Genomic DNA, 25,915 nt, shown 5'->3' on the forward strand with positions numbered 1-25,915 from the left:
CTTCGCCCCTGCGGTGAACCCCCGCGCCGTCAGCCGGACGGCGGCGCGGGGACGAAGGACGCCAGGTCCTCGGCGAGCGCGCGGACCACGTCCGCGTGCCGCTCCGCCAGGTAGAAGTGCCCGCCGGGGAAGGAGCGGAAGGTGAAGGCCGCCCCCGTCAGCGCCCGCCACCCCATGGCCTCGGCCACGCTCGCCCGCGGATCGGACTCCCCGCACAGCACGCTCACGGCGGTGCGCAGCGGCGGCCCCGGCTCGTACCGGTAGGTCTCGACGGCCTTGTAGTCGCTGCGCAGCGACGGGAGGATCAGCTCGCGGAACCCCGGGTCCGCCAGCAGTCCGGCGTCGGTGCCGGCGAGTGCCGTCAGCTGCCCGATCAGGGCGTCGTCGCCCTGGAGGTGCAGGGTCTCCTCGCGCTCCACCAGCGGGGAGCGCCGCCCGGACAGGACCAGGCCGCGCGGGCCCTCCCCCGCGCGTTCCCACCGTCGGGCCAGCTCGAAGGCGAGTACGGCGCCCATGCTGTGCCCGAACAGCACCACGGGCCGCTCCCGCCACGGCAGCAGCGCCCGCTCCACCCCGTCGACCAGCCCGGCCACCGTGTCCGGGCCGCTCTCCCCCAGCCGCTCCTGGCGGCCGGGGTACTGGACGGTGAGCACCTCGGCGTGCGCGGCGAGGTCCCGCGAGAACGGGAAGTAGAAGGAGGCGTTGCCGCCCGCGTGCGGGAGGACGACGAGGACGGGGGCGGCCGGGGGGTGCGCCGTCGGGTGGAAGCGGCGGAGCCAGGGGTCGCGGCGGGTACCGGCGGGGGCGGTCATCGCGCTTCCCCGCCGAAGTGGTCGTCGAGCAGCAGCTTCTTCTGCGGCTTGCCCATGGCGTTGCGCGGTACGGAGGCCACGAAGCGGACCTCGCGGGGGCGTTTGTGGACCGACAGGTGGGCGGCGACGAAGTCGGTCAGTTCGGCGCCGGTGACCCCTTCGGCGACGACGAAGGCGACGATCCGCTGCCCGAGGTCCGTATCGGGGACGCCCACGACGGCCGCCTCGCTCACCTTGGGGTGGTCCAGCAGGGCGTTCTCGATCTCGCCCGCGCCGATGCGGTAGCCGCCGGACTTGATCATGTCGATGGAGGCGCGGCCGACGATGCGGTGGACGCCGTCGCTCTCGTCGACGGCCGCGATGTCGCCCGTACGGAACCACCCGTCCTCGGTGTACGCGGCCGCGGTGGCCTCGGGGCGGCCCAGGTATCCGGAGAACAGCGTGGGTCCGGTCAGCTGGAGTTCGCCGATCTCGGCGCCCGGCTCGGCGGCGATGCGGGTCCGGATGCCGGGGAGCGGGGTGCCGACGGTGCCGGGGCGCACCGCGCCGCCGGCCCGGCCGCTGACGGTGATCAGCGTTTCGGTCATGCCGTAGCGCTCGACGGGGCGGTGCCCGGTGAGGCGTTCCAGGTCCCGGAAGACGGGGGCGGGCAGCGGGGCGCTGCCGGAGACCAGGAGGCGGGCCCCGGACAGGGCGCCGGCCGCCTCCGGGTCGGCGGCCACGCGGGACCAGACGGTCGGCACCCCGAAGTACAGGCTGCCGCCCGCGGCGGCGTAGGCCTGCGGGGTCGGGCGGCCGGTGTGCACGAGGCGGCTGCCGGTGCGCAGGGCTCCGAGGACGCCGAGGACGAGGCCGTGCACGTGGAAGAGCGGGAGCCCGTGCACGAGGGTGTCCTGGGCGCTCCACTGCCAGGCTTCGGCGAGGGCGTCGAGGTCGGCCGCGAGGGCGTCGGCGGCGAGGACCACGCCCTTGGGCGGGCCGGTGGTGCCGGAGGTGTACAGGATCAGCGCGGGATCCCGCGGGGAGGCGCCGGGTGCGGCGGAGGGCGGTGCGGCGCGCCGGGCGAAGTCGACCTCGATCCCGACGGCGCCGGAGTCCCTCAGGATGTGGTCGCGTTCGGCGGGGCCGGCGTCGGGGGGCAGCGGTACGCAGGGCACCCCGGCGAGCAGGGCGCCGACGACGGCGGCGACGGTCTCCAGGGAGGCGGTCGCGGTGACGGCGACGGCGGGGGCTCCCGCGATGTCGGCGGCCACGGCGCCCGCCGCGCCCAGCAGTTCCTCGTACGAAGCGGTGCGGCCGGCGACGCCGATGGCGTCCGCGCGGTCGCCGTACGTCCCGTCCAGTGCGGTCAGCACGCGGCAACTCCCTGTCGGTGGTGGGAACCCAGGCTACGTTCCCCCGCCTGACTCCCGGCCGAGCGGTCCCGCCCCACCCCTGTGGGGGGGCGGGGCGGGACCACCACGGCCGTGCGGGACGACGCGCGGGAGCGGTGCCCCGTACCGGTGCCCGGTACCGGTGACCGGGACGGCGTCCGGTACCGGTGCCCGGGACCGTGCCCGGGACGGCGTCCTGCCTAGATGACGCCCTGGGCCAGCATCGCGTCGGCCACGCGCTCGAAGCCGGCGATGTTGGCGCCCGTCACGTAGTCGCCCGCGGCGCCGTAGCGGGCCGCCGTCTCGTGGGAGACCGCGTGGATCGAACGCATGATGCCCGCGAGCTCCTCCTCGACCTTGTCGCGGCTCCACGCCACCCGGCCCGCGTTCTGCGCCATCTCCAGCGCGCTGACGGCGACGCCGCCCGCGTTGGCGGCCTTGCCCGGCCCGAAGGCGACGCCCGCCGCCTGGAACAGGTGCACCGCGTCGGGGGTGGTGGGCATGTTCGCGCCCTCCGAGACGGCCTTGACGCCGTTCGCGACGAGCGTGCGCGCGTCCTCGACGCCCAGCTCGTTCTGGGTCGCCGACGGGAAGGCGACGTCCGCCGGCACCTCCCAGACCCGTCCGCCCCGCACGAAGCGGGCGGAGGGCCCGCGGCGGGCGGCGTACTCGTCGATGCGGCCGCGCTCGACCTCCTTGATCTGCTTGAGCAGGGCGAGGTCGATGCCCTTGTCGTCGACGACGTAGCCCGAGGAGTCGGAGGCGGTCAGCGGGTTGGCGCCGAGCTGCTGGAGCTTCTCGATCGTGTACAGGGCGACGTTGCCGGAGCCGGAGACCACCGCGGAGAGGCCGTCCAGCGACTCGCCGCGGACCGCCAGCATCTCGGCGGCGAACAGCACCGAGCCGTAGCCGGTGGCCTCGGGGCGGATCGCGGACCCGCCCCAGCCCTGGCCCTTGCCGGTGAGGACACCGGCCTCCCAGCGGTTGGTGATGCGGCGGTACTGGCCGAAGAGGTAGCCGATCTCGCGGCCGCCGACGCCGATGTCACCGGCCGGGACGTCGGTGTGCTCGCCGATGTGGCGGGACAGCTCGGTCATGAAGGACTGGCAGAAGCGCATGACTTCGGCGTCGGACCTGCCGCGCGGGTCGAAGTCGCTGCCGCCCTTTCCGCCGCCGATGCCGAGGCCGGTCAGGGCGTTCTTGAAGATCTGCTCGAAGCCGAGGAACTTCACGACGCCGATGTCCACCGACGGGTGGAAGCGCAGGCCGCCCTTGTAGGGGCCCAGCGCGCTGTTGAACTCGACGCGGTAGCCGCGGTTGACGTGCACCCGTCCCCGGTCGTCGGTCCACGGCACGCGGAAGATGATCTGGCGCTCGGGCTCCAGGAGCCGCTCGACGAGGCCGGCCTCGGCGTACTCGGGACGTGCGGCGAGAACGGGGGCCAGGGTGTCCAGGACCTCACGTACGGCCTGGTGGAACTCGGGCTGTGCGGGGTTGCGGCGCTCGATGTCCGCCCGCAGTACGTCCAGCCTGTCCTTGGCGTCGGTCACGTCTGTTTCCTCTCCGATGTCTGTCGGGGGGCGTGCGGGCCCGGCCGGAGGAGCGTACCGCGCCCGGGCTGTGCCCCGGCAAAGCCTCTCCCAAGGCTCTGAACTGGGACTTTGGGCCGCGTCGGATATGTCGGGACGTGGCCGTCGGCGAGCCGTAGGATCACCCCGGACCGGCTCCCCGCCGCTTGGACGGTCCGACGGGGGCGACACGAGCGCGAGGAAGAGGGCTGCGTGGAGACGGCACGGATGGCTTCGCTGATCGCGGCGGTGGTGACGACGGGTCTGGTGAGCGGGCTCTTCTACGGATTCGCGGTGTCGGTCATGCCCGCCCTGCGCGGCGCGGGCGACCGGACGGCCGTGGAGGTGATGCAGCGGGTCAACGTCGCGATCCTCAACGGCTGGTTCCTGGCCGGTTTCCTGGGCGCGCCGCTGTTCACCGGGCTCGCCCTGGTCCTGCACCTGCCCGCGGACGGGCGGGAGGTGCTGCCTCCGCTGATCGGGGCGTTCGTGGCGTGCGTCCTCGCGCTGGTCGTCACGGGGCGGGTGAACATCCCGCTCAACAACGCCCTGGAGCAGGCCGGCCCGGCGGACGGGCTGGCCGACCCGGCCGCCGTGCGCCGCGCGTTCGAGGGCCCGTGGGTCCGCGCGAACGTGTGGCGCACGCTCTTGTGCACGGCGGCGACCGGCCTGCTGGCGTGGGCACTGGTCCTGTACGGACAGTCCCGCTAGTCCCCGGCCGCCGGCGCCGGCCCGCCCCCGGGCCGGCCGGCGGTGTCGCGGCCGTGCAGGAGGAGGGCGCGGGCCAGGGCGGTCAGGGCGGCGGTGCAGAGCAGCGTGCGGATGATGTTCGTGGTGACCCAGGTGCCCTTGAACTTGTCGAGCACCGGGAAGGCGGTGGCCTTCGCCGCGTCGCCGACGGCCGCGAGCTCGTTGTTGAGCGGGATGTTCACCGTGAAGGTGATGACGAGGACGACGAGGTAGGCGGCGGCGGCCGCGCCCGCACAGAGCGCGACCCGGCGCCGCCCGCCGCGGAACTCGACGACCGCCGAGGCCGCCGCGGAGAGCGGCGCGAGCAGGAAGACCGTGCCGAAGAGGCCGTTGCCGTCGATGGCGGCGTTGAAGTGCTGCATGGCGGTGACGTACGTACGGTCGTCGGAGGCGGCCAGCCCCGGCATCACCGAGATGTCGAAGGCGAAGAACAGGCCCGCCATCAGGCCGACCAGTACGGTCGCCAGCCCCAGCAGGAAGCCCGCCGCCCGGGTTCTTCCCCCGCCCTCGTGTCCGCCACCGCGTGGTCGTGACTGTTGCGTTTCCATGGGCGTGTCCTCCCCCGTTGCCGACGGGCCTGGTGCCCGCGCGCGGCCGATGGTGGCATCCCGCCCGGCTGCGCGGCCAGGGTTGTGCCGGGACACGCCGCGGGCGTCCGGGGGCGTGTCCCGGGTACGCGGGAAACCGGCGATCCGATTTCTTTTCCGGATCCACCCGATTCGCAATCGACAAACGGAGTCCGAATACCGAGTACCGCACAGATCTTTATCATCGGATACTCCAGGCCAATTCCAGGCCAATTCCAGGCTCCCTCGATCCAGGCTCCAACGGAATGCAAAAAGGCTGCCGCGATCCGATGCGCATCGGATCGCGGCAGCCTTGAGAGAACGACCTGGGGCGGCTCAGCCGGCCTTTCGGCGGAAGTTGCGGTTCTGGACGTTGGGGCCGTTGAGCCCGTTGATCTTGGACCGTCCTTCCAGGTGAGCCTGCTGCGAGCGGTTGGTGCGGACCTTGCGCTCCAGAGCCTCGCGGAACTTTCGCTTGCTATCGGTCTCAGCGGCGTGGTTTTCCGGCGTATCAGTCATACGTACCTCCTGAGCATTTTCTAGAGCCGTTTTAGTGTGACATCCCAGCAGCGATATGGCGACCCTCTTCCCCCTCGGACTGAACAAATCCGGCCACCCTTCCGACTTTTCACGAAGGGGAGATACGGAAGGCCCGGCCGGCACGCCGGAAAAGCGTGCCGGCCGGGCCGGTGGCGGGCGGGGTGGGTCAGGCGACGTAGTCGGCGAGTTCGGCGGCGAGCGCGGCGTCCACGTTGGCCTTCAGGAGGGTTCCGCTCTCCTCGTGGCTCTCGGCGAGGATCTCCCCGTCGGAGTGGATCCGCGCGACCAGGTGGCCCTCGGTGTACGGGATGAGCACCTCGATCTCGGTCTCGGGGTGCGGCAGCCCGGCCTCGATCCGGGCCAGCAGCTCGGGAACGCCCTCCCCGGTGCGGGCGGACACGACCACGGCTCCCGGCTCGGCCGCCAGCAGCCGCTCCAGGGTCTGCGCGGAGGCGGTGTCGGCCTTGTTGACCACGACGACCTCCGGCACGCCGGCGCCGCCGACCTCGCCGACGACGGCGCGCACGGCCTCGATCTGGGCCTCCGGGTCGGGGTGCGAGCCGTCGACCACGTGCAGGATGAGGTCCGCCTCGGCGACCTCCTCCAGGGTGGAACGGAAGGCGTCGACGAGCTGGTGGGGCAGGTGGCGGACGAACCCGACGGTGTCGGCCAGGGTGTAGGCCCGCCCGGCGGGCGTCTCGGACCGGCGCACGGTCGGATCGAGGGTGGCGAACAGGGCGTTCTGGACGTGGACCTCGGCCCCGGTGAGCCGGTTGAGCAGCGAGGACTTGCCCGCGTTGGTGTAGCCCGCGATGGCGACCGAGGGGACCTTGTTGCGACGGCGCTCCTGGCGCTTGAGGTCGCGTGCGGTCTTCATCTCGTCGATGTCCCTGCGCATCTTGGCCATCTTGTCGCGCAGCCGGCGCCGGTCCGTCTCGATCTTCGTCTCGCCGGGCCCGCGGGTGGCCATGCCGCCGCCCCCGGCGCCGCCGCCGCCCATCTGCCGGGACAGCGAGGCGCCCCAGCCGCGCAGGCGCGGCAGCATGTACTGCATCTGCGCGAGCGCGACCTGCGCCTTGCCCTCGCGGGACGTGGCCCGCTGGGCGAAGATGTCGAGGATCAGGGCGGTCCGGTCCACGACCTTGACCTGGACGAACTCCTCCAGCCGGACCAGCTGGGAGGGGCTCAGCTCGCCGTCGCACACCACCGTGTCGGCACCGGTCCGCTCGACGATCTCGCGCAGCTCCTTCGCCTTGCCCGAGCCGATGTAGGTGGCCGGGTCCGGCTTGTCGCGGCGCTGGATGACTCCGTCGAGCACGAGGGCGCCCGCCGTCTCGGCGAGGGCGGCCAGCTCGGCGAGGGAACTCTCGGCCTCCGCGGCCGAGCCGGAGGTCCACACTCCGACCAGCACCACGCGTTCGAGGCGGACCTGACGCTGCTCGACCTCGACGACGTCGCGCAGTTCGGTCGACAGGCCGGCGACGTGGCGCAGTCCGGTCTCCTCCCGGGCGTCGATGGCGTCGGCGGCGCCGATGGGGCGGGTGGTGGTGCCGGGCTGCTCTGTGGCGGTCATGCGCTTCCTCTCAGAAGGGGTGGGTGGGGTGGATCACTGGTTCAGACGGCCGGTGAGTCGGATGTCCGCGGAGGACGATCCGACGGTGACCGTGCGGGGGCCGGGGGCGTTCTGCCAGGCGTGCCCGCGGGTGTCCCAGTACTGGAGCCGACGGGCGTCGACGGGCAGGGTGACGCGTTTCTCCTCGCCCGGCTCCAGGGAGACCTTGGTGTAGGCGGCGAGTGCGCGGACGGCCTGCGGGGCGGAGACGAGGCCGCTGGGGCCGAGGTAGACCTGGACCGCCTCCTTGCCCGCGACGGAGCCGGTGTTGCGGACCGTGACGTGGACGGCGGCACCCGCGCCGGTGCGTTCCACGGCCAGGTCGCGGTAGTCGAAGGTGGTGTAGGACAGGCCGTGCCCGAAGGGGAAGAGCGGGGCGACGCCCTGCTGTTCGTACCAGCGGTGGCCGACGTTGACGCCCTCGCTGTACGTCTGCTTGCCGCCGACGCCGGGGAAGCGCTCGGGGTGCCCGGCCATCGGCTGGGCGCTCTCGGAGGCGGGGAAGGTCTGGGTGAGCTTGCCGCTGGGGTTGGCGTCCCCGTACAGCAGGGCCGCCGTGGCCCGGGCCCCTTCCTGGCCCGGGTACCACATGTCGAGGACGGCCGCGGTGCCGGCGAGCCACGGCATCAGCACCGAGGAGCCGGTGTTGAGGACGACGACGGTGTTCGGGTTGGCGCGGGTGACGGCGGTGACGAGCTCGTCCTGGCCGTCCGGCAGGGAGAGGGAGGGGCGGTCGTAGCCCTCGGAGCCCTCGTCCTGGACGAAGACGACCGCGGTCCGCGCGGCGGCCGCGGCGGCGACGGCGCGGTCGAGGTTGCGCGCGGCCTGCTCCGGGGTGACCCAGGTGAGGTCGACGGACAGCGGGCGGTCGGGCCACGCCCAGCCGTTCATGGACAGTTTGTGCGTGCCGCGGGTCAGGCGCAGGACGACGCTGGTGGTCTCGCTGAAGGAGTCGGCCGCGTAGACGGGGCTCTGGCCGTCGATCTGGAGGACGGCCAGGCCCCCGTCGACGCGCAGGCCGATGCGGTAGTCGCCGTCGGCGGGGACGGTCAGGGTGCCGTCGTAGAAGGTGCGGTCGCCGCCCGGGTCTAGCTGCCTGCCGCCCGTGAACGCGGGGCTGAGCTGCTCGGCGGTGAGCGGTGTGCCGAGGCGGTCGACACCCGGCTCGTAACGGACGGTGGCGCCGGATCCCGCGCGTTCGCGCAGGGCGTCCAGGGGCGCCCCGGCACCGTCGGGCACCACGTGCGCGCTGCCCAGGCCGGACACCTTGGGGCGCAGGGCGCTGTCGCCGATGACGGTGAGGTCGGAGCCGGCCGGGCCGGTGAGGGGCAGGGCCGGGCGGCCGGCGACGGTGGTGTTGCGCAGCAGGACGGCGCCGTTCTCGGCGATCCGGCGGGCGGTGTCGCGGCCGGCCTGTGCGTCGCGCGCGGGGCGCGGGCGGGCGGCGTCGAGGAGACCGAACCGTTCCATCTGCCCGACGATGCGGGTGACGGAGCGGTCGAGGGCGGCCTGGGGGACGGTGCCGTCGCGCAGGGCGGCGCGCAGGGCGGCGCCGAAGTGCCTGGCGTCGGGGACCGGGTCGGTGGGCTTGCCCATCTCCAGGCCGAGTTCCTGGTCCAGGCCCTTGGTCAGGTCGGTGGTGGCGTGGGTGGCGAGCCAGTCGGACATCACCCACCCCTTGAAGCCCCACTGTTCGCGCAGGACCTTCTGCAGGAGCTGGTCGTTGCCGCAGGAAGGGGTTCCGTTGACGCCGTTGTAGGAGCACATGACGGCGGCGGCACCGGCGTCGACGGCGCTGCGGAAGGCGGGGAGTTCGACTTCCTGGAGGGTCTGCTCGTCGATGGAGGCGTCCACGGTGAAGCGGTCGGTCTCCTGGTTGTTGCCCGCGAAGTGCTTGACCGTGGCCATCAGGCCCTGGCTCTGGATGCCCTTGATCTCGGCGGCGGCGGTGCGCGAGGTGACGAGGGGGTCCTCGCTGAACGTCTCGAAGTTGCGGCCGCCGTGGGGCACCCGGATGGTGTTGACCATCGGTCCGAGGACCACGTCCTGGCCCAGGGCGCGGCCCTCGTGGCCGAGGACGGTGCCGTAGGCGGTGGCGAGGGAGTCGTCGAAGGTCGCGGCGAGGGCGGTCGGGGTGGGCAGCGCGGTGGCCCGCACCCCGTTGAGGCGGACCCCGACGGGGCCGTCGGAGGCCTGGAGCGGCGGTATGCCGAGGCGGGGTACGCCCGGCAGGTAGCCGACGCCGCGGGCGAGGGGGCCGCCGGTGGGACCGGCCGTCCAGTGGACGAAGGACAGCTTCTCGTCGAGGGTCATCCGCGCGACCAGCGCCCGGACGCGGGGGCTGCCCTCGGTGGCGGCCTCGGCGGCGTGGCCGGCGGCCGGGGTGAGGAGGCTGCCGGTGCAGAAGAGCGCCGCGCAGACGGCCAGCACGCGAGCGGCCCGGCGCGGGCCCCGCCGCCCACGGCTGCGGAGTCTGCTGCGGAGGCGGGATATCGGGTCCCCTGGCGTGCGGGACGGCATGTGGTCTCCCTGGGTGTGGGCGCGCAGTTGCCCCGGGACGGACGCCGGGTACGCGCACCACCACGCTTCCGGAGATCCGCCCGGGGGGCGAGGTTCCCCGGCCACACTGTTCGGAGTAGGCGGTTCCGGTGCTGTTCGGCCGTGCGGGGAAAGGGATCCGCGGGGGCCGGCGGCCCGCGGCGGGCGCCGCGGAGGGCGACCGCGGGGCCCGTACGGGCTCGGGCGGGCCCCGGGTGGTGGCCGGGTCACCACCCGGTGCGGTACGCGCCGGCGGTGACCCGGGACCGGGCGGCCACCCCGGCCGGCRCCGGGAAGTGTGGTTCCGGCCTACCTGGGCGCCGGCCGGTACGGGGGTGACGGTGGAGGGACCCAATGACCTGCCCCGGCCCCCACGTTCCGGGGTGCAGAACGCGAGGAGCGCCATGAGGGCCATCCGCCCGGTGGAAGCCGAGACCCCGACACGTGATCAGTCCGCGGAGGTACGGGCGCTGTGCACGTCGGTGCTGGGGTCGCTGCGCCGCCGGGACCAGCGTCACAAGGGCGAGCTCTACGTGCACGGGCTGCTGAACACCCCCGGCCGCAAGACGATGCGCAACCTCGCCGCGACCACGGGCCGCCGCTCGGCGGAGCAGAGCCTGCACCACTTCATCAGCTGTTCCACCTGGGACTGGTCTCCGCTGCGAGCGGAGCTGACGGCCGGGCTGGAGCGGCTGCTCGCGCCGCGGGCCTGGGTGGTACGGCCGCTGGTGATCCCGAAGACGGGCCGTCATTCGGTGGGCGTCGGGCGGCGGTTCGTCCCGCAGCTGGGGCAGGTGGTCAACAGCCAGCACGGATACGGGCTGTGGCTGGCCTCGGGCGCGGGCGCGGCGCCCGTCAACTGGCGGCTGTCGCTGAGCGGCGACTGGCTGGACGACACGGAGCTGCGCCGGCGGGCCGCGATACCGGAGGACTCGGCGGATCCGCGCACGGCGGAGGCGCTGGCCGTGGACATGGTGCTGGAGACGGCCGGATGGGGCGCCTCCGCGCTGCCGGTGGTGGCGGACGCCCGGGAGGAGGGCGTGCTGCCGCTGGTGGAGGCGTTCTCCCGGGCGCGGCTGCCGTTCCTGATCCGGGTGGGAGCCGGTACGGGGCTGCTGGCGCCGAGCCTGTCCGCGGGGCGCAGCCGGGCGGTGGCCGGGTCGGCGGGCGGGCTCGCGGAACTGGCGCGCTCCCAGCGGCGCCCCGTGCAGTGGCACGACCCGGCGTGGCCGGGGCACACCCGGACCTCGCTGGTGGGGCTGCTGCCGGTGCGGCTGCCCGGCGGGCCGCCCGGACCGTCGGCGCTGACCCTGGTCGGGGTGTGGGATCCGGACCGCCGGGAGGTGGCGGAGCTGTGGCTGACCGGCATGTCGGGCGCCGGCCGGGGCGCCCTGCTGGGGCTGGGCCGGCTGATCGGGCGGGCCGACGCCGACTTCCGCGGGACGAGCCTGTCGGTGGGGGCCCTGGACTTCGAGGGGCGTTCGTACCACGGCTGGCACCGGCACGCGACGCTGGTGTCGCTGGCGCACGCCTCGCGGCTGCTGGGCGGCGGCCTGCACCTGGGGGGCGGGCAGGTCACGTCCGCACCGTTGCAGGGGGGCCGGCGGGTTCGGGGTCGAGGCAGGTGCGCGCCCGTTGCAGCCGCAGGGCGAGCTGGAGTTCCAGTGCCTGGTCCGGATGCTGCCAGTCACGGCCCAGCAGCTGGGTGATGCGCTCCAGGCGGCGGGAGACCGTGTTGGGGTGGACGTAGAGGATCTCGGCCGCACGGGTGGGACTGCCCGCGGCGCTGAACCAGCCCTCCAGGGTCTCCACCAGGTTGCCGAAGCGTTCCGCGTCGTGGTCGAGGAGGGGGCCCAGGGTGCGTTCGACGAATCCGGCGACGTCGTGGTCCCCGGCGAGGAGCATGCCGAGGAAGCCGAGGTCGCGCGCGGCGGCGGAGCGGCCCGTCCCGCCGAGGGCGACGAGGGCCTGGAGGCAGCGCACGGCCTGCTGGTAGGCGGTGTGGACGGCGTCGGCACCCCGGGTGGGACCGCACGCCCCGGCGGTGACCTGCTTGCCGGTGGCCGCGGCGAGGGCGGCGCGGACCTCCTCGGCGACGGCCGCCGCGTCCTCGCCGGGCAGCAGCAGGACGAGCCGGCCGGCCTGGACGGTCTTCATCCCGCGCCGGTGGCGGACGTAGCCGCTGGCCCAGCTCTCCACGAGGCCGGTGGCCCCGGTCTGCGGGTCCGCGACGACCACGACGTGCGGGCGGTGCAGTTCGGCGGCGAACCGGCTGGCCCGTTCGACGAGCCGCTCGGGCGGCCCGTCCCAGGTGGTGAGGTCGGCCAGCAGGTCGTCGTGGACCTGCCCCTCGACCGCGCCGGCGCGCTGTACGACGAGCAGCAGCGACACGGTACGGGCGTAGGAGACCAGGAGCTGGTCGGCGGGCGCCCCGGCGCCGGCGGCCGGGTGGAAGAGCAGGCATCCGATGTCCTGCGAACGCACGGAGAGCGGGACGACCCAGGTGCCGTCGGACAGTGGGCAGGCGACGCCGGTCGCGGCCGCGTTGAGCCGGACGCGGGCCAGTTCCGCGTCGTCCGTGCGCGGCAGGCGGCCGTGTTCGGCGAGCCGTTCGCCGCCCTCGCCGCGGACGGCGAGGCTGCCGCCGAGGTCCGCCGCGGCGCGGGCGAGGAGCGCGTCCAGGCCGAGGCCGTCCAGGACGAGCTTGGCCAGGTCGTTCTGGACCCGGTGGGCGCGCAGGGCCTCGCTGAGGGAGGCGCGCACCCGCACGTCGGCGCGGGCCAGTTCGGCGTTGGCGGTACGGACGTCCTCCAGGGTCCGGGCGGTCTGGACGGCACTGGCGGAAAGGTCGGCGAGGGAGCGCATGAGGGCGACCTCGTCGGGGGTGAAGTGGTGGATGCCGCGCGCGGCCACGTACAGGTGCCCGATGTGACGGCCGTCGGCGCACAGCGGGACGCCGAGCACGGCCTGCAGGGCCTCGGCGTGCAGGACCTCGTCGAGGGCGGTGGCGTGGGTGGTGCGGTCGTCGGCGAGGTGGTCGGCGGTCCAGAAGGGGGCGGGCGGTTCGCCGGGAACGGCGGCGGGCACGGCCCCGGCGGGTATCCGGTAGCCGACGGTGAGGGCGCTGACCGCGCCGTCGGCGGTGGTGAGGGTGGCGTCGCCGGTGTCCTCGTCGACCAGGACCGTGCAGGCGAGGTCCATGTTGGTCATGAGGCGGGCCCTACGGGTGATCAGGCGCAGGGTCTCGTCGAGACCGCCCGGGCTGCTGAGGTCGCGTGCGGCGTCGACGAGGGCGGCGAGTTCGGCCTCGCGCCGGCTGCGCCGTTCGAAGAGGGCGCTGACCTCGCGGGCCAGGAACGTGGCACGTTCGAGCCGTTCGGTGCGCGCGGCTCCGGCGCCGGACCGGGCGCCGGCGAGGAGCTGGTCGTAGGCGCGGGCGGGCGCCTCGCCCGCCAGGAGTTCGAGGACGCGCAGTACGTCGTCCTCGGTCTGGGAGTCCTCCCCCGTCATCGCTACCCCCCTGGGACGAAATCAGCCGATCTGTTCGGTGGCCGGGAACGTAACGTCCGCCGCGAAGGGGCGTCAACCGGACTCCGGGGCCTTCGCGGCCGCCCGGCCGGGTGGTGGCCCGGGCACCTCCGGCGGCCCCGGCGGGGCCTTCGCCGGGTGCCCGCGCCACCTTGGCTCGTGCCCGCCCCGGTTCTACGCTGACCGGTTCGCGCCGGGAGCGGCCCCGGCCGCCCGTACCGGACGGCCGGGGCGGCTCCGCGCGGATGCCGTACGGGGGGCGCGTGCGGACTGTCGCGTTCCGGTGGGCCGCGAGCGGACCTCGGCCGGACCTCGGCCGGACCTCGGCCGGGGCTCCGACGGATCTCAGGCCGCGGGCCGGGCCACCGCGGTGAGCAGCAGCCCGTCGTGGACCGTGCAGCGGCCGGCGAGTTCGCCCACGCTCCGGCCCCCGGTCTCCGGGCGGGTCCCGCGCGGCCGGGCGGTGAACCGGCGGGCGACCGGGTCGAGGACGACGCCGGCGTCCTCGAAGCCGAGACGGCGCCCGGTCAGCGGCGACCAGGCCTTGTGCACGGACTCGGCGGCCGCCCGAGGAGGGTGAGCGCCCGGTGCGCGCGGACCCGTACGGTCGCGTACGCGCGGCGCCGGACGGCGACGGCCGGGCGGACCGCCGCCCGTTCCTCGGGGAGGAGCGGTTGCGGCGGGAACTCGGCCGTGGTGTCGACCGCGCCCGCGCCCGGCGGGAGGATCTCCCGGATCACGGCGCGGCCGGGCACGGCCGGATCAGGCCCGGACGGATCAGGCCCGGACGCCGGTGAAGAGGCCGCGCCCGGAGGGGCCGCCCTCCTGGAACTCGACGGCCAGTCCGGCGCGGGTGAAGGCCAGTTCGTAGGCGGCGCGGGTGAAGAGGGTGATGCGGTGGCTCTCGCTGAGGTGGGTGATGTCGCGGCCCGGCTCGGCGATGAGGTAGTGGACGTCGATGCGGGTGGCGTCGTCCTCCAGGCGCGAGTGCGAGACGCGGGAAATGGTCTTGCCCTCGGCCTCCACCACGGACGCGCCGATGTAGCCGGGGGTGAAGGTCTCGGGGAACCACCACGGTTCGACGACGACCACCCCGCCCGCGGGGTCCAGGTGGGCGGCGAAGCGGGAGAGCGCGGCGTCGAGTTCGCCCTGGTCGCGCATGTGGCCGATGGAGCTGAACATGCAGGTGACGGCCGAGTAGGTGGTGCCGAGCGCGAAGTCGCGCATGTCGCCGGGGTGTACGGGGACGCCGGGGTTGCGGCGGACGGCGATCTCCCGCATGTCGGGGGAGAGTTCGAGGCCCTCGGCGGTGCCGAAGGCGGCCGCCAGGTGTTCGAGGTGCAGTCCGGTGCCGCAGGCCACGTCGAGCAGGCTGCGGGCGCCGGGCACGCGGGAGGTCACCAGGTCCGCGAGGTCGGCGGCCTCGCGGGCGTAGTCCTTGCCCTTGCCCTGGTGGACGAGGTCGTAGAGGCGGGCGATGCCGCCCGTGTAGCCGTCGTCCGGTCGGGCGGTGGCAGTGGCGGTGGCGGTGGCGGTGGTCACGTCGGGTCTCCTTGGCCGGGGTGAGCAGCTGTGGGGGATGCGGAGCGGGCGGCCCGGTGGCGGGCGGCGAGCCGTTCCAGGGTGGGGACGAGCGCGGCGGGCGACGGCGCGGCCAGGACCTCCTCGCGCAGCCGGCGGGCGGCCGCGGCGATGGAGGGGTCCGTGAGGGCCCGTACGACGGCGTCGCGCAGGGTGGCGGCGTCCAGCTTGGCGGGGGGCAGGTCGATGCCCGCGCCCTGTTCGGCGTGGAGTTCCGCCTTCAGCGGGGCGTCCCACAGGGAGCCGACGATGATCTGCGGCACGCCGTGCAGGGTGGCGGTGTAGCCGGTGCCGGCGCCGCCGTGGTGGACGACGGCGGAGCAGGTGGGCAGCAGGGCGTCCATGGGGACGAAGTCGACGGCCCGGATGTTGGCGGGCAGCGCGTCGCGGTCCTGGAGCTGGCTCGCGTCGAGGGTGGCGACGATCTCGGCGTCGATGTCGCCGAGGGCGTGCAGGAGTTCCTCGAAGGGGACGGCGTCCCGGCCGTAGGTCTCGCGCGCCGATACGCCGAGGGTGACGCAGACCCGGGGCCGGGCCGGCGGGGCGTGCAGCCAGCCGGGGATCACCGACGGCCCGTTGTACGGGACGTAGCGGACCGGCAGGACCTCGCCGGGCACCGGCAGGCGCAGGGCCTCGGGGGCCGGGTCGATGGTCCACATCCCCCCGATGAGCTCCTCGACGGCGGCGGCGTCGGGGGCGTGGCCGAACCGTTCCAGGGTCCAGGTGAGCCACTCGGCCATGGGGTCCTCGCGGAGCTCCTGCGGCCGGCCGGCGCTCAGTTCGAGGAACTGCCGGCGGGCGTGGGTGATGACGTCGGGCCCCCACAGCAGGCGGGCGTGGGCGGCGCCGACGACGTGCGCGGCGATCGGCCCGGCGTAGGTGAAGGGTTCCCACAGGACGAGGTCGGGCTGCCAGGCCCGCGCGAAGGCGACCAGGTCGTCGATGGTCGTGTCGCCGTTGAGCGGAGCGAACGACATGGCCGTCATCATGGTCTGCTGCCCGAGGGCGTGCTCCCAGCCCAGCGGACCGCCGCGGGTCTCGGCGAAGTCGAGGCCCTGCTGGTAGGGGGTGGGGTCGCCGCCGATCCGGGTCATCAGCTCGACGATGGAGTCGAGGTCTCCGACGGGGACCGCCGTCAGCCCCGACCCGTTGATCACCTCGGTGAGGGCGGGCTGGCTGGCGACCCGTACCTCGTGTCCGGCGGCGCGCAGCGCCCAGGCCAGCGGGACCAGGTTGTAGTAGTGCGTGTTGTGCGCGAAGCACGTGATCAGGACGCGCACGGCAGCGTCTCCTCCTCGGTTCCGTCGGCGGGGTCGGCGGTGACCGGCCGGRGGGCCGGGGCGCGCAGTACGGGCGAGCGCGGACGGACGACCGTCCCGCCGGCCGCGCGCAGCCCGGGCCGGGTTTCGGCGAGGACGCGCAGGGCGGCGCGGGCGACGGCTCCGACGAGGTGGGCGCCGGGCCCGGGGTACGGGTCGGCCGGGAGGCCGAGGGGCGGACCGTCGGCCGCGGCCCGCGGGTCGCGGCCGACGGCGGCGACCAGGACCGTGACGTGGGCCCCGGCGGGCAGCTCGTGCCCGGCGAGGGTGACGGCCTCGCGCGCGGTACGGGTCCGCAACCGCACCGGCGGCGCGTCGCGCAGGGTCGAGGCGATGGCGGCGGCGGCTCCGTCGGGGCGGCCGGCCGGACCGAGCCGGCTGCCCGGCTCGGCGAGCAGCCGGCCGACGGCGTGGGAGAGCAGGACCACGGTGGGTTCGGCGCAGCTCACGGCCAGGGCCAGCGCGGCACGCAGGACGTCGGCGCGCTCGGCGCGCTCGGCGCCAGTATCGGCTTCGGCTTCGGATTCGGCTTCGGACTCGGCTTCGGGCAGGGCGTCGGCGAGGAGGGCGGCCAGGGAGCGTTCGGCGGCCTCGCCGGCCTCGGCGACGGCGTGGGTCTGGGGGCAGAGCAGGCCGTCCATGGCGTGGCGGCAGCCGGACAGGTGGCGGACGAAGTCCCCGTGGACGGCTTCGGGCAGGCCGAGTTCCGCGGCGAGGACCCGTCCGACGAGGGGCCGGGCGAAGTCCTCGGCGAGGTCGAAGCGCGGGCCGAGTCCGGCGAGGAGCGTACGGGCCGCCGCGTCGGTCCGCCGCTCGACGGACGCCGGGTCCCCGGCCCGCAGGAGGGGCCCGCCGAAGGCGGTGAGGGCGTCCAGCCGCGCGGCGTCCGCCCGGTCCGGGGTGAGGGCGGGGCTGCGGTAGGGCAGCGGGTCGCCGCCGCCTGTCGCGTCGGCGGGGCCGGGCCCCTCGAAGGCGGGGTGGCTCAGGACCTGTCGCGCGACGGCCGGGTCGGCGGTGACCCAGGTGTCCAGGAGGGTGCTGTGGTACAGGGGGCCGAGGGCGCGGACCCGCTCCTCGTACGGGTACGGGTCCTCGTCGCCCGCCCGCAGGAGGAGGCCGTAGGGGTCGTCCTCGATGCCCGCGAACCACTGGGCGGCCCGGGTGAGTTGGTTCCTGCGGGCGCGGCGGGCGGTGTCCCGGGCCGACGCTCCCCCGTTCAGCGTCTCGGAGGTCATGCCTCTCCTCGTCGTCGGTTGCCGCCGAACAGCGCGTCCAGCCAGCCGTCGACGGCACGGGCCGTGGCCGGGGCGTGCTCGGTCATCATCGTGAAGTGGTTGCCCGGGACGTCCGTGACGGTGTGGGCGGCGTCCCAGACGGACCGCCAGTCCTCGTCGGGGTCGGTCCAGTCGGCCATGGGCAGGGTGGCGCGCAGGTGCAGGACCGGGGCGCGGGTGGGTCGCGGCGTCCAGCCGAGGAGCAGCCGGTGGTAGGCGCCCATGGCGGTGAGCCGGGTGTCGTCGGGCGGTACGGGGCTGCGGTCCATGGCCCAGCGCAGCATGACGTCCCGCCAGACGCCCATCGCGCCGGGCGCGCCGGGGGTGTAGACGTCGGCGAGCACGAGGGCGGCGGGGCCGTCGCCCCGGGCTTCCAGGTAACGGGCGAGCGCGTGCGCGGCGTTGGCTCCCGCGGAGTGGCCGACGAGCGCGAACGGCCGGCCCGCCGCCAGTCCGGCGACGGCCTCGGCGTGGGCCGCGCACAGGGCGTCCAGGGAGCCGGGGAGTTCCTCCCCGGGCCGGAATCCGGGCTGCGGGAGGGCGGCGACGGTGCGGCGGCCCGCCAGGGCCGCCGCGAGGGGGGCGAACTCCGCGGGACCGGAGACGGCCGCGGTGCCCGCGACGCCGATGAGCAGCGGCCCGTCACCGGCGCCGTCCGGGCCCTGCGCGAGGGGTACGGGTCGTACGCGCGCGGGCCGTTCACGGGTGAAGACGGGGCGCAGGGCGGCGACGGCGCCGAACGCTTCGACGGCTTCGGCGATCCGGCCGTCGCGGACCGCGTCCCGGTACAGGGCGGCGAGGGTGCCGGGCCGGGGCGGCGCGTCGGGGCCGTCCTCCAGGCCGTCGGGGCCGTCCTGGAGGAGGTCCAGGAGGTGGCGGGCGAGGGCGGCCGGGGTGTCGTGGTCGAAGAAGGCCTCGGGGGCCGGGTCCAGTCCGGTGCTGCCCGCCAGGCGGCGCCGCAGGTGGGTGACGGCGAGCGAGTCGAAGCCGATGAGCGTGAAGCGGGCGTCGGGTTCGACCTCGGCGGCGTCCGCGTGTCCCAGGACGGCGGCGGCCTCGGCCCGCACCAGGCCGAGGAGGGCGGTGTGCCGCTCGGCCGGGGGCAGCGCGGCGAGGTCCCGGCGCGGGTTCCGGGGGGCGGGTGCGCCGGGCGCCGGGTCCGCGGCGGGTGCGGCCGGTACGCCGCCGGGTGCGGCGGGGACCAGCGGGGTCAGCAGGGGGCTGGGCCGGTACGCGGTGAAGCCGTCGGCGAAGCGTTCCCAGTCGGTGTCGGTGACCGTGGCGGTGGCCTCGCCGGCGGCGATCTCCCGGAACAGCGCGGTCAGCGCCTCCTGCGGGTCCATGGGCCGTACGCCGCGCCGGGTCAGGTAGGCGGCGCCCTCGCCGTCGCCCATGCCGCCGCCGCCCCACAGGCCCCAGGCGACGGAGGTGGCGGGCAGGCCCTCGGCGTGGCGGCGCAGGGCGAGGGCGTCGAGTCCGGCGTTGGCGGCGGCGTAGGCGCACTGGCCGGCGCTGCCCCAGACGCCGGCGCCCGAGGAGTACAGGACGAACGCGTCGAGGGCGTGGGTGCGCGTGAGTTCGTCCAGGTGGCGGGCACCGTCCAGTTTGCCCGCGTAGACGTCGGCGAAGGTCGCGGGGCCGGCCTCCGTCAGGGGGCTGACCTGGGGGACGCCCGCCGCGTGGAAGACGGCGGTGAGAGGGGCGTCGGCCGGCACCTGGTCGAGGAGGTCCGCGAGCGCGGCCCGGTCGGCGAGGTCGCAGGCGGCGAAGGTCACCTTGGCGCCGAGGGCGAGGAGTTCGGCCTCAAGGACGTCGGCCCCGGTGGCGCGCCGGCCGCGCCGGCCCACGAGCAGCAGGTGCGCGGCGCCCTCGGCGGCGAGCCGGCGGGCGAGGTGACCGCCCAGGGCACCGGTGCCGCCGGTGACCAGGACGGTGCCGGAGGGACGGTAGGGGCGCTGCGCGCGGGGCGCGGGGGCTGACGTCAGGCGGCGCCCGTACGCGCGGCCGTCGCGGACGGCGATCTGGTCCTCGGGGCCGCCGAGGGCCGCGGCGAGGATCCGCCAGTCGGCGTCGTCGGCGTGCTCGGGCAGGTCGGCCAGGCCGCCCCACAGGGCGGGGAGTTCGAGGGCCGCTACCCGGCCGAACCCCCACAGCTGGGCGGCCGCCTGGCGGGGGCGCTCACCGGGGGTGAGGGCGACGGCCGACCGGGTCGCGCACCACAGGCGGGTGGTCGGGGACGTGTCCGCCAGGGCCTGGACGAGGGCCAGGTTCGCCCGGACCCCGGCCGGGACGGCGCCGGTGGCGGCCCGTTCCCGTTCGTCGGCCGCCAGCAGGGAGAGGACGCCCGCGACGGGTGCGGCCGGGTCGGCCGCGGCGGCCCGCAGGGCCTCGGCCAGGGCGGCCCGGTCGGTCCGGTCGGCGTCGACGGCCAGCCGGCGTACGGCGGCCCCGCGCGCGGTGAGGGCCCGTACGGCGGCGGCGGCGAAGGGGGCCGCCGCGGCGGAGGCGGAGTCGCCCGGCGCGGGTTCGACGAGCAGCCAGGTGCCGGTGAGGGGCTCGGGGCCCGGGTGCGGGGCGGGCAGCGGCTGCCAGGTGACCTGGTGGCGCCGGGTGCCGCCCGCCGCCGGGCCGCGGCCCCGGGGGCCGGGGGCGATCCAGAACCGCCGGTGCTGCCAGGCGTACACCGGGAGGGGGAAGGGCCGGGCGCGGGTCCCCTCGAAGAGGCGGGCCCGGTCGACGGCGGCGCCCCGGCTCGCGGCGACGGCCACGGCGCGCACCAGGGTCTCGCCCTCGGGGCGGCCGCGGCGCAGCACGGGGACCAGGACGGGCTCGTCCCCGGGCGCGCCGGCCGGGATCGCGGCGAGGGTCTCCTCCGCCATCGCGCACAGCACGCCGTCGGGGCCGAGTTCGACGAAGGTGGTGACGCCCATCGCGTGCGCGGCGCGCACCCCGTCGGCGAAGCGTACGGCCGCGCGGACGTGGCGGGCCCAGTACGAGCCGTCGCGCAGTTCCCCGCCGGTGGCGCGCCGGCCGGTGACGTTGGAGATCACGGGGATGCGGGGTGCGCGGTAGGTGAGGCCGTCCGCGAGGGTGCGGAACTCCTCCAGCATGGGGTCCATGAGCGGGGAGTGGAAGGCGTGGCTGACGGTGAGCCGCTTGGTCTTCCTGCCGCGCCGGGCGAGCGCCGCCCCGACCTCATCGACGGCTTCCTCGGTGCCGGAGACGACCACGGAGCGGGGGCCGTTGACGGCGGCGACGACCGCGACACCGCCGAGGCCCGCGAGCAGTTCGTCCACCTCGTCCTCGGTGGCCCGTACGGAGAGCATGGTGCCTCCCGCGGGCAGGGCCTGCATCAGCCGGCCGCGGGCCGCGACGAGGGCGCAGGCGTCGTCGAGGTCGAGTACCCCGGCGACGTGGGCGGCGGCGATCTCGCCGACCGAGTGGCCGAGGAGGACGTCGGGCCGCATGCCCCAGTGTTCGAGCAGCCGGAACAGGGCGACCTCGACGGCGAACAGCGCGGCCTGCGCGTACCGGGTGCGGTGGAGCAGTTCCTCCTCGGGGCTGCCGGGGGCGGCGTCGAGGACCGTGGACAGGGGGTGGTCCAGGTGCGGATCGAGCCGCTCGGCCACGGCGTCGACCGCGCGGGCGAACACGGGGTGCGCGGCGCGCAGGGCGCGGGCCATGCCGGTGCGCTGGCTGCCCTGTCCGGTGAAGAGGAAGGCGGTCTTCGCCTCTCGGCGCCGCACGCCCGTCACCACGGAGGGGGAGGGCACGCCGTCGGCGAGGGCGTGGAGGCCCCGGGCGAGTTCCGCGTACGTGGTCCCGAGGACGACGGCCCGGTGTTCGAAGGCGGTACGGGTGGCGGCCAGTGCGTGGCCGATGCCGAGGGCGTCGGGTTCGGCGGTGACGAGGTGGTCGCGCAGCCGGCCGGCCTGGGCGCGCAGGGCGGCTTCGGAGCGGCCGGAGACGAACCACGGGACGAGCGGCGGCGCTCCGGCGGCCGGCATACGGTCGGGGGCTCCGTCGGCCGGCACACGGTCGGGGACTCCGGCGGGAACGGCCGCCGGGGGTGCGCTGCGGGGTGCCTCCTCGACGATCACGTGGGCGTTGGTGCCGCCGACGCCGAAGGCGGAGATCCCGGCCCGGCGCGTCCGGGTACCGGCGGGCCACTGGACGGGCTCGGTCAGCAGCCGGACCCCGCCGGCCGACCAGTCGACGTGCGGGGTGGGCGTCGCGGCGTGCAGGGTCTTGGGCAGCAGTCCGTGCCGCAGTGCCTGGACGGTCTTGATGACCCCGCCCACACCGGCGGCGGCCTGGGCGTGGCCGATGTTGGACTTCAGCGAGCCGAGCCGCAGCGGCCGGCCGTCGGGACGGTCGGTTCCGTAGACGGCGAGCAGCGCCTGGGCCTCGATGGGGTCGCCGAGGCGGGTGCCGGTGCCGTGCGCCTCGACGGCGTCCACCTCGTGCGGCTCCAGGCCGGCGTCCGCCAGGGCCTGGCGGATGACGCGCTGCTGGGAGGGGCCGTTGGGGGCGGTGAGGCCGTTGCTGGCGCCGTCCTGGTTGACGGCGGAGCCGCGGATGACGGCGAGGACGGGGTGCCCGTTGCGTTCGGCGTCGGAGAGCCGTTCGAGGACGAGGACGCCGACGCCCTCGGCCCAGCCGGTCCCGTCCGCGTCCGCCGAGAAGGCCTTGCACCGGCCGTCGGCGGCCAGGCCCTTCTGCCGCGAGAACTCCACGAAGGCCGCCGCGTCGGGCATGACGGCGACGCCCGCGGCCAGCGCCAGTCCGCTCTCGCCGCGCCGCAGCGCCGCCACCGCGAGGTGCAGGGCGACCAGTGAGGAGGAGCAGGCCGTCTCGACGGTCATGGAGGGACCTTCGAGACCGAGGGCGTAGGAGATCCGCCCGGACAGCACGGCGTCCGCGCTGCCCGTGAGGAGGTAGCCCTCCGATCCCTCGGGCACCCGGTCCAGGTCGGTGGCGTACTCGGCGTGGGCGGCACCGACGTACACGCCGGTGCCGGAGCCACGCAGGGAGCGCGGGTCCAGGCCGGAGCGCTCCAGCGCCTCCCAGGACACCTCCAGCAGGAGCCGCTGCTGGGGGTCCATGACGACGGCCTCGCGGGGCGAGATGCCGAAGAAGGAGGCGTCGAAGTCGGCGGCGCCCGCGAGGAACCCGCCCTCGGCGCAGTAGGTGGTGCCCTCCGCGTCCGGGTCCGGGTCGTAGAGGCCCTCCAGGTCCCAGCCCCGGTCCCCCGGGAAGGGGGTGACGGCGTCCCGCCCGGCGGCCACCAGGTCCCAGAGGTCCTCCGGAGAGTCGGCTCCGGGGTAGCGGCAGGCCATGCCGATCACCGCGACCGGCTCGTGCGCGGCCTCGGTCAGCTCCCGGTTGCGCCGGCGCAGGCGCTCCGTCTCCTTCAGCGAGGTGCGGAGCGCCTCCATGAGCTTCTCGGAGGACATGGCCATCGGTGGATCCCTCTCTGGGTGGGGCGGGTGGTACGGGCGGGACGCCGGGTCAGGCGGCGGCGTCCCGCAGGGCCAGCTCGATCAGGGCGTCCTCGTCGAGCGCGTCGATCAGGTCGACGGCATCGCCGTCGGCGCCGCCCCCGCCGTGACCGTGACCGTGGCCGACCCGATCGAAGGCGACGCCGCCCGAGCCCTGCTGGAGTACCGGCGTTGCCGATGCCCCGGGGGCCAGCGCGAGGAGGGTGTCGAGCAGTCCCGCCTCGCGGAGCACGTCGAGCGGTACGGCCGCCAGCGCGGCCCTGATCCGCGCCTCCTCGGGCTCCGCCACGCCCTCGGGGGCCCGCGGCGCGAGCAGGTCCACCAGGTGGGCGGCGACGGCGGACGCCGTGGGGTGGTCGAAGACCAGGGTCGGGGGCAGTTTGCGTCCCGTGGCACCGCTGAGGCGGACGGCGAGCTCGCCCGCGGTCAGGGAGCTGAACCCGATGTCCTTGAAGGCCCCTTCGGGGTCGACGTCCTCGGGCCCCGCGTGGCCGAGGACGGCGGCGACGGCCGCGCGCACCCGGTCCAGGACGATCTCGTACCGTTCGGCCGGGTCGGCCGCGGCGAGCAGCGCGGGCAGCCCGTCGTCGGCGGGCCCGTCGGCCTCCGGGCCCGCCGCGGCCTCGCGGACGCCGGGCAGGTCCCCGATGAGCGGGCTGGGCCGGAAGGTGGTGAACCCCTTCGCGAACAGCGGCCAGTCCATGTCGGCAAGGGCCACGCACACGTCGTCGCGGTCGAGGGCGCGGCCGAGGGCGCGGACGGCCTCGGCGGGGTCCATGGCGCGCAGTCCCCGGCTGCTCAGGAACTCCTCCCCGGCACCTTCACCCATGCCTGCTCCGCCCCACAGACCCCAGGCCACGGAGGTCGCGGTCAGGCCCTCGCCCCGGCGCCGCTCGGCGAGCGCGTCCAGGGCCGCGTTGGCGGCGCCGTAGGCGCTCTGGCCGCCGCTGCCCCATACGCCGGCCCCGGAGGCGTAGAGCACGAACGCGTCCAGTTCCAGGCCGCGTGAGCGGGTGAGTTCGTCCAGGTGGCGGGCCCCGGCGACCTTGCCCCCGTACACGGCCGCGAGGGAGTCGGTGCCGGTGTCGAGGAAGGTCTCGGAGTGCGGGACGCCGGCGGTGTGGAAGACGGCCGTCGGGGGGTGGGCGTCGAGGAGGGCCGCGAGCGCGCTCCGGTCGGATACGTCGCAGGCGGCGAGGGTCACCTCGGCGCCGAGGGCACGCAGTTCGGCGGCCAGGTCCTCGGCACCGGGGGCCCCGGGGCCCCGGCGGCTGGTCAGGACGAGATGCCCGGCGCCCTCCGCGGCCAGCCAGCGCGCGACGTGCGCGCCGAGCGCGCCGGTCCCCCCGGTCACCAGGACCGTGCCGCGCGGGGTGTAGGTCCGGCGTACGGGTGTACGGTCCGCGGGGACGAGCCGGCGCCCGTAGGTGCCGGAGGCCCGTAGGGCGATCTGGTCCTCACCGGTGGTGCCGGTCAGGGCGGCGGCCAGCTGCTGCCAGGCGCGCCGGTCGGGGGCCTCGGGCAGGTCCACGAGCCCGCCCCACAGACGGGGGTGCTCCAGGGCGATCCCGCGTCCGAGCCCCCAGAGCTGGGCTCCGGCGGAGTGCGGGAGTTCGCCCGGGGAGACGGCGACGGCGCCCCGGGTGAGGGCCCAGATCCCGGCCGTGAGGCCCGCGTCGACCGCGGCCTGGGCGAGCAGGGTGGTCCCGGCCACGGCCAGGGGCACGTCGGACCCCTCGGGGTGCGGGAGTTCGCCCGCGCCGAGGAGGGAGAGGATCCCGGCCGGGGCGGTGTGCCCGGCGAGGGCGGCGGCCAGGGCGGCGCGGGTGGCGGTCGCCGCGTCGAGGACGAACCGCTCGACGCCGGCGCCGTGCCGTAGGAGGGCCGCCTCCGCCTCGTCGGCCAGGCCGGACGGGAGTGCGTCGGCGACCACCAGCAGCCAGGTCCCGTCCAGCCGGGCCGGAAGCTCACGGCCCGGCAGCTTCTTCCACCCGGCCCGGTACCGCCACCCGTCGACGCCGGGCGCCTCCGGGGCCCGGGACGCGGCCGGGGTCGAGGGTTCCAGCCAGTAGTGCCGCTGCTGGAAGGCGTAGGTGGGCAGGTCGACGCGGCGGGCGCCGGTGCCCTCGAAGAGCTGCGCCCAGTCGATGTCGGTGCCGCGCACGAAGAGCTCGGCGACGGAGGTCAGGAAGCGTTCCAGGCCGCCTTCGTCACGGCGGAGCGAGCCGGTGGTGACCACCTCGGCACCGACCGCCTCCGCCGTCTCCTGGATCCCCATGGTGAGGACGGGGTGCGCGCTGGACTCGACGAACGTCCCGAATCCCTTGGCGATCAGCTTGCGCACGGTGTCCTCGAAGCGGACGGGCTGGCGCAGGTTGCGGTACCAGTACCCGGCATCGAGACCGGTGGTGTCGACCGGCCCGGCGCTCACGGTCGAGTAGAACGGGATCTCCGCCTTGCGCGGCACGACCGGCCCGAGAACATCCAGCAGCTCGGCCTCGATCCGCTCCACGTGCGCCGAATGGGAGGCGTAATCGACCGGCACATGACGGGCCCGGATCCCTTCCCCCACGGCCTCGGCGACGAACGCGGCCACCGCATCGGCATCCCCGGCCACGACCGTGCTCGACGGCCCGTTCACCGCAGCCACACCCAGCCGGCCCGCCCACGCCTCCAACCGCGCCTCAACCGCCTCCAACGGCAACGGAACCGACGCCATGCCGCCCAAACCCGCCAGCTCACGCCCGATCACCTGCGCCCGCAACGCGACGACCCGCGCCGCATCCCCCAGGGACAACGCCCCCGACACGGCGGCAGCGGCGATCTCACCCTGCGAATGCCCGACCACCGCATCCGGCACCACACCCAGCGAACGCCACAGCTCGGCGAGCGAAACCATCACCGCCCACGTCACGGGCTGGACCACATCCACCCGCTCCAGCGAACGCCCCTC

Annotated in this window: 14 protein-coding genes and 2 pseudogenes; 2 read left to right on the plus strand and 14 right to left on the minus strand. The window is 75.5% G+C overall.

Annotated features, from left to right (window positions below):
• Positions 1 to 29: 29 nt before the first annotated feature.
• The 3 genes from AB4039_RS14195 to gdhA all read right to left on the minus strand — a co-directional run bounded on the left by AB4039_RS14195 (position 30) and on the right by gdhA (position 3,735).
• A complete protein-coding gene (locus tag AB4039_RS14195) occupies positions 30 to 812 on the minus strand; it encodes an alpha/beta fold hydrolase (RefSeq protein WP_266845167.1) in 783 nt (260 codons plus the stop codon).
• Positions 809 to 2,167: an AMP-binding protein gene (locus AB4039_RS14200; protein WP_266845169.1), complete on the minus strand. Its 1,359-nt coding sequence runs from the start codon at positions 2,165 to 2,167 to the stop codon at positions 809 to 811. The genes AB4039_RS14195 and AB4039_RS14200 overlap by 4 nt, the downstream gene beginning before the upstream one ends.
• 218 nt (positions 2,168 to 2,385) lie before the next feature.
• Positions 2,386 to 3,735 (minus strand): NADP-specific glutamate dehydrogenase, encoded by a 1,350-nt coding sequence (gene gdhA / locus AB4039_RS14205; protein WP_266845171.1) that lies wholly within the window; start codon positions 3,733 to 3,735, stop codon positions 2,386 to 2,388.
• 231 nt (positions 3,736 to 3,966) lie between these two features.
• Here gdhA and AB4039_RS14210 point away from each other — a divergent pair, with 231 nt between their 5' ends.
• A complete protein-coding gene (locus tag AB4039_RS14210; RefSeq protein ID WP_266845173.1) occupies positions 3,967 to 4,464 on the plus strand; it encodes an anthrone oxygenase family protein in 498 nt (165 codons plus the stop codon).
• Here AB4039_RS14210 and AB4039_RS14215 read toward each other — a convergent pair.
• From AB4039_RS14215 to AB4039_RS14230, 4 genes are all read right to left on the minus strand, one after another.
• On the minus strand, positions 4,461 to 5,051 hold the full coding sequence (locus tag AB4039_RS14215; RefSeq protein ID WP_266845175.1) for a DUF1772 domain-containing protein: 591 nt from the start codon (positions 5,049 to 5,051) through the stop codon (positions 4,461 to 4,463). The genes AB4039_RS14210 and AB4039_RS14215 overlap by 4 nt on opposite strands.
• A gap of 354 nt (positions 5,052 to 5,405) precedes the next feature.
• Positions 5,406 to 5,588: a DUF5302 domain-containing protein gene (locus tag AB4039_RS14220; protein WP_266845177.1), complete on the minus strand. Its 183-nt coding sequence runs from the start codon at positions 5,586 to 5,588 to the stop codon at positions 5,406 to 5,408.
• Between the two features lie 187 nt (positions 5,589 to 5,775).
• Positions 5,776 to 7,182: a GTPase HflX gene (gene hflX / locus AB4039_RS14225; protein WP_266845179.1), complete on the minus strand. Its 1,407-nt coding sequence runs from the start codon at positions 7,180 to 7,182 to the stop codon at positions 5,776 to 5,778.
• A gap of 33 nt (positions 7,183 to 7,215) precedes the next feature.
• Entirely contained in the window at positions 7,216 to 9,741 is a 2,526-nt protein-coding gene (locus AB4039_RS14230) for a glycoside hydrolase family 3 protein (RefSeq protein WP_442270867.1), read from the minus strand.
• 422 nt (positions 9,742 to 10,163) lie between these two features.
• Between AB4039_RS14230 and AB4039_RS14235 the strand changes: the two genes are divergently transcribed.
• Complete coding sequence (locus AB4039_RS14235) at positions 10,164 to 11,468, plus strand: IS701 family transposase (protein WP_442270868.1); 1,305 nt, start codon at positions 10,164 to 10,166, stop codon at positions 11,466 to 11,468.
• On the opposite strand, the pseudogene AB4039_RS14240 reads toward AB4039_RS14235, so the two are convergent.
• The 7 genes and pseudogenes from AB4039_RS14240 to AB4039_RS14270 all read right to left on the minus strand — a co-directional run.
• Positions 11,458 to 13,269, minus strand: a pseudogene (locus tag AB4039_RS14240) (GAF domain-containing protein); the annotation flags it as partial. The gene AB4039_RS14235 and the pseudogene AB4039_RS14240 overlap by 11 nt on opposite strands.
• Positions 13,270 to 13,632: 363 nt before the next feature.
• Positions 13,633 to 13,839, minus strand: a complete 207-nt coding sequence (locus tag AB4039_RS14245) for a hypothetical protein (RefSeq protein ID WP_266845184.1) — start codon at positions 13,837 to 13,839, stop codon at positions 13,633 to 13,635.
• 225 nt (positions 13,840 to 14,064) lie between these two features.
• Entirely contained in the window at positions 14,065 to 14,829 is a 765-nt protein-coding gene (locus AB4039_RS14250; protein WP_442270869.1) for a class I SAM-dependent methyltransferase, read from the minus strand.
• Positions 14,826 to 16,148 (minus strand): activator-dependent family glycosyltransferase, encoded by a 1,323-nt coding sequence (locus AB4039_RS14255; protein ID WP_442270870.1) that lies wholly within the window; start codon positions 16,146 to 16,148, stop codon positions 14,826 to 14,828. Before AB4039_RS14255 ends, AB4039_RS14250 begins: the two co-directional genes overlap by 4 nt.
• On the minus strand, positions 16,136 to 17,422 hold the full coding sequence (locus AB4039_RS14260; protein ID WP_442270871.1) for a cytochrome P450 family protein: 1,287 nt from the start codon (positions 17,420 to 17,422) through the stop codon (positions 16,136 to 16,138). The genes AB4039_RS14255 and AB4039_RS14260 overlap by 13 nt, the downstream gene beginning before the upstream one ends.
• Positions 17,419 to 22,923, minus strand: a pseudogene (locus tag AB4039_RS14265) (SDR family NAD(P)-dependent oxidoreductase); the annotation flags it as partial. The pseudogene AB4039_RS14265 and the gene AB4039_RS14260, both read right to left, overlap by 4 nt.
• Before the next feature lie 49 nt (positions 22,924 to 22,972).
• On the minus strand, positions 22,973 to 25,915 hold a 2,943-nt coding region (locus AB4039_RS14270; RefSeq protein WP_442270872.1), incomplete at its 5' end, for a type I polyketide synthase.

It is taken from the genome of Streptomyces sp. M-16 (assembly GCF_052114405.1).
In the GTDB taxonomy this organism is placed as follows: domain Bacteria; phylum Actinomycetota; class Actinomycetes; order Streptomycetales; family Streptomycetaceae; genus Streptomyces.

Excerpts from the sequence above, each read along its gene's own strand:
- AB4039_RS14195 (WP_266845167.1), bottom strand. The coding sequence starts at position 812 with ATGACCGCCCCCGCCGGTACCCGCCGCGACCCCTGGCTCCGCCGCTTC.
- AB4039_RS14215 (WP_266845175.1), bottom strand. The coding sequence starts at position 5,051 with ATGGAAACGCAACAGTCACGACCACGCGGTGGCGGACACGAGGGCGGG.
- AB4039_RS14220 (WP_266845177.1), bottom strand. The coding sequence starts at position 5,588 with ATGACTGATACGCCGGAAAACCACGCCGCTGAGACCGATAGCAAGCGA.
- hflX (WP_266845179.1), bottom strand. The coding sequence starts at position 7,182 with ATGACCGCCACAGAGCAGCCCGGCACCACCACCCGCCCCATCGGCGCC.
- AB4039_RS14230 (WP_442270867.1), bottom strand. The coding sequence starts at position 9,741 with ATGCCGTCCCGCACGCCAGGGGACCCGATATCCCGCCTCCGCAGCAGA.
- AB4039_RS14235 (WP_442270868.1), top strand. The coding sequence starts at position 10,164 with ATGAGGGCCATCCGCCCGGTGGAAGCCGAGACCCCGACACGTGATCAG.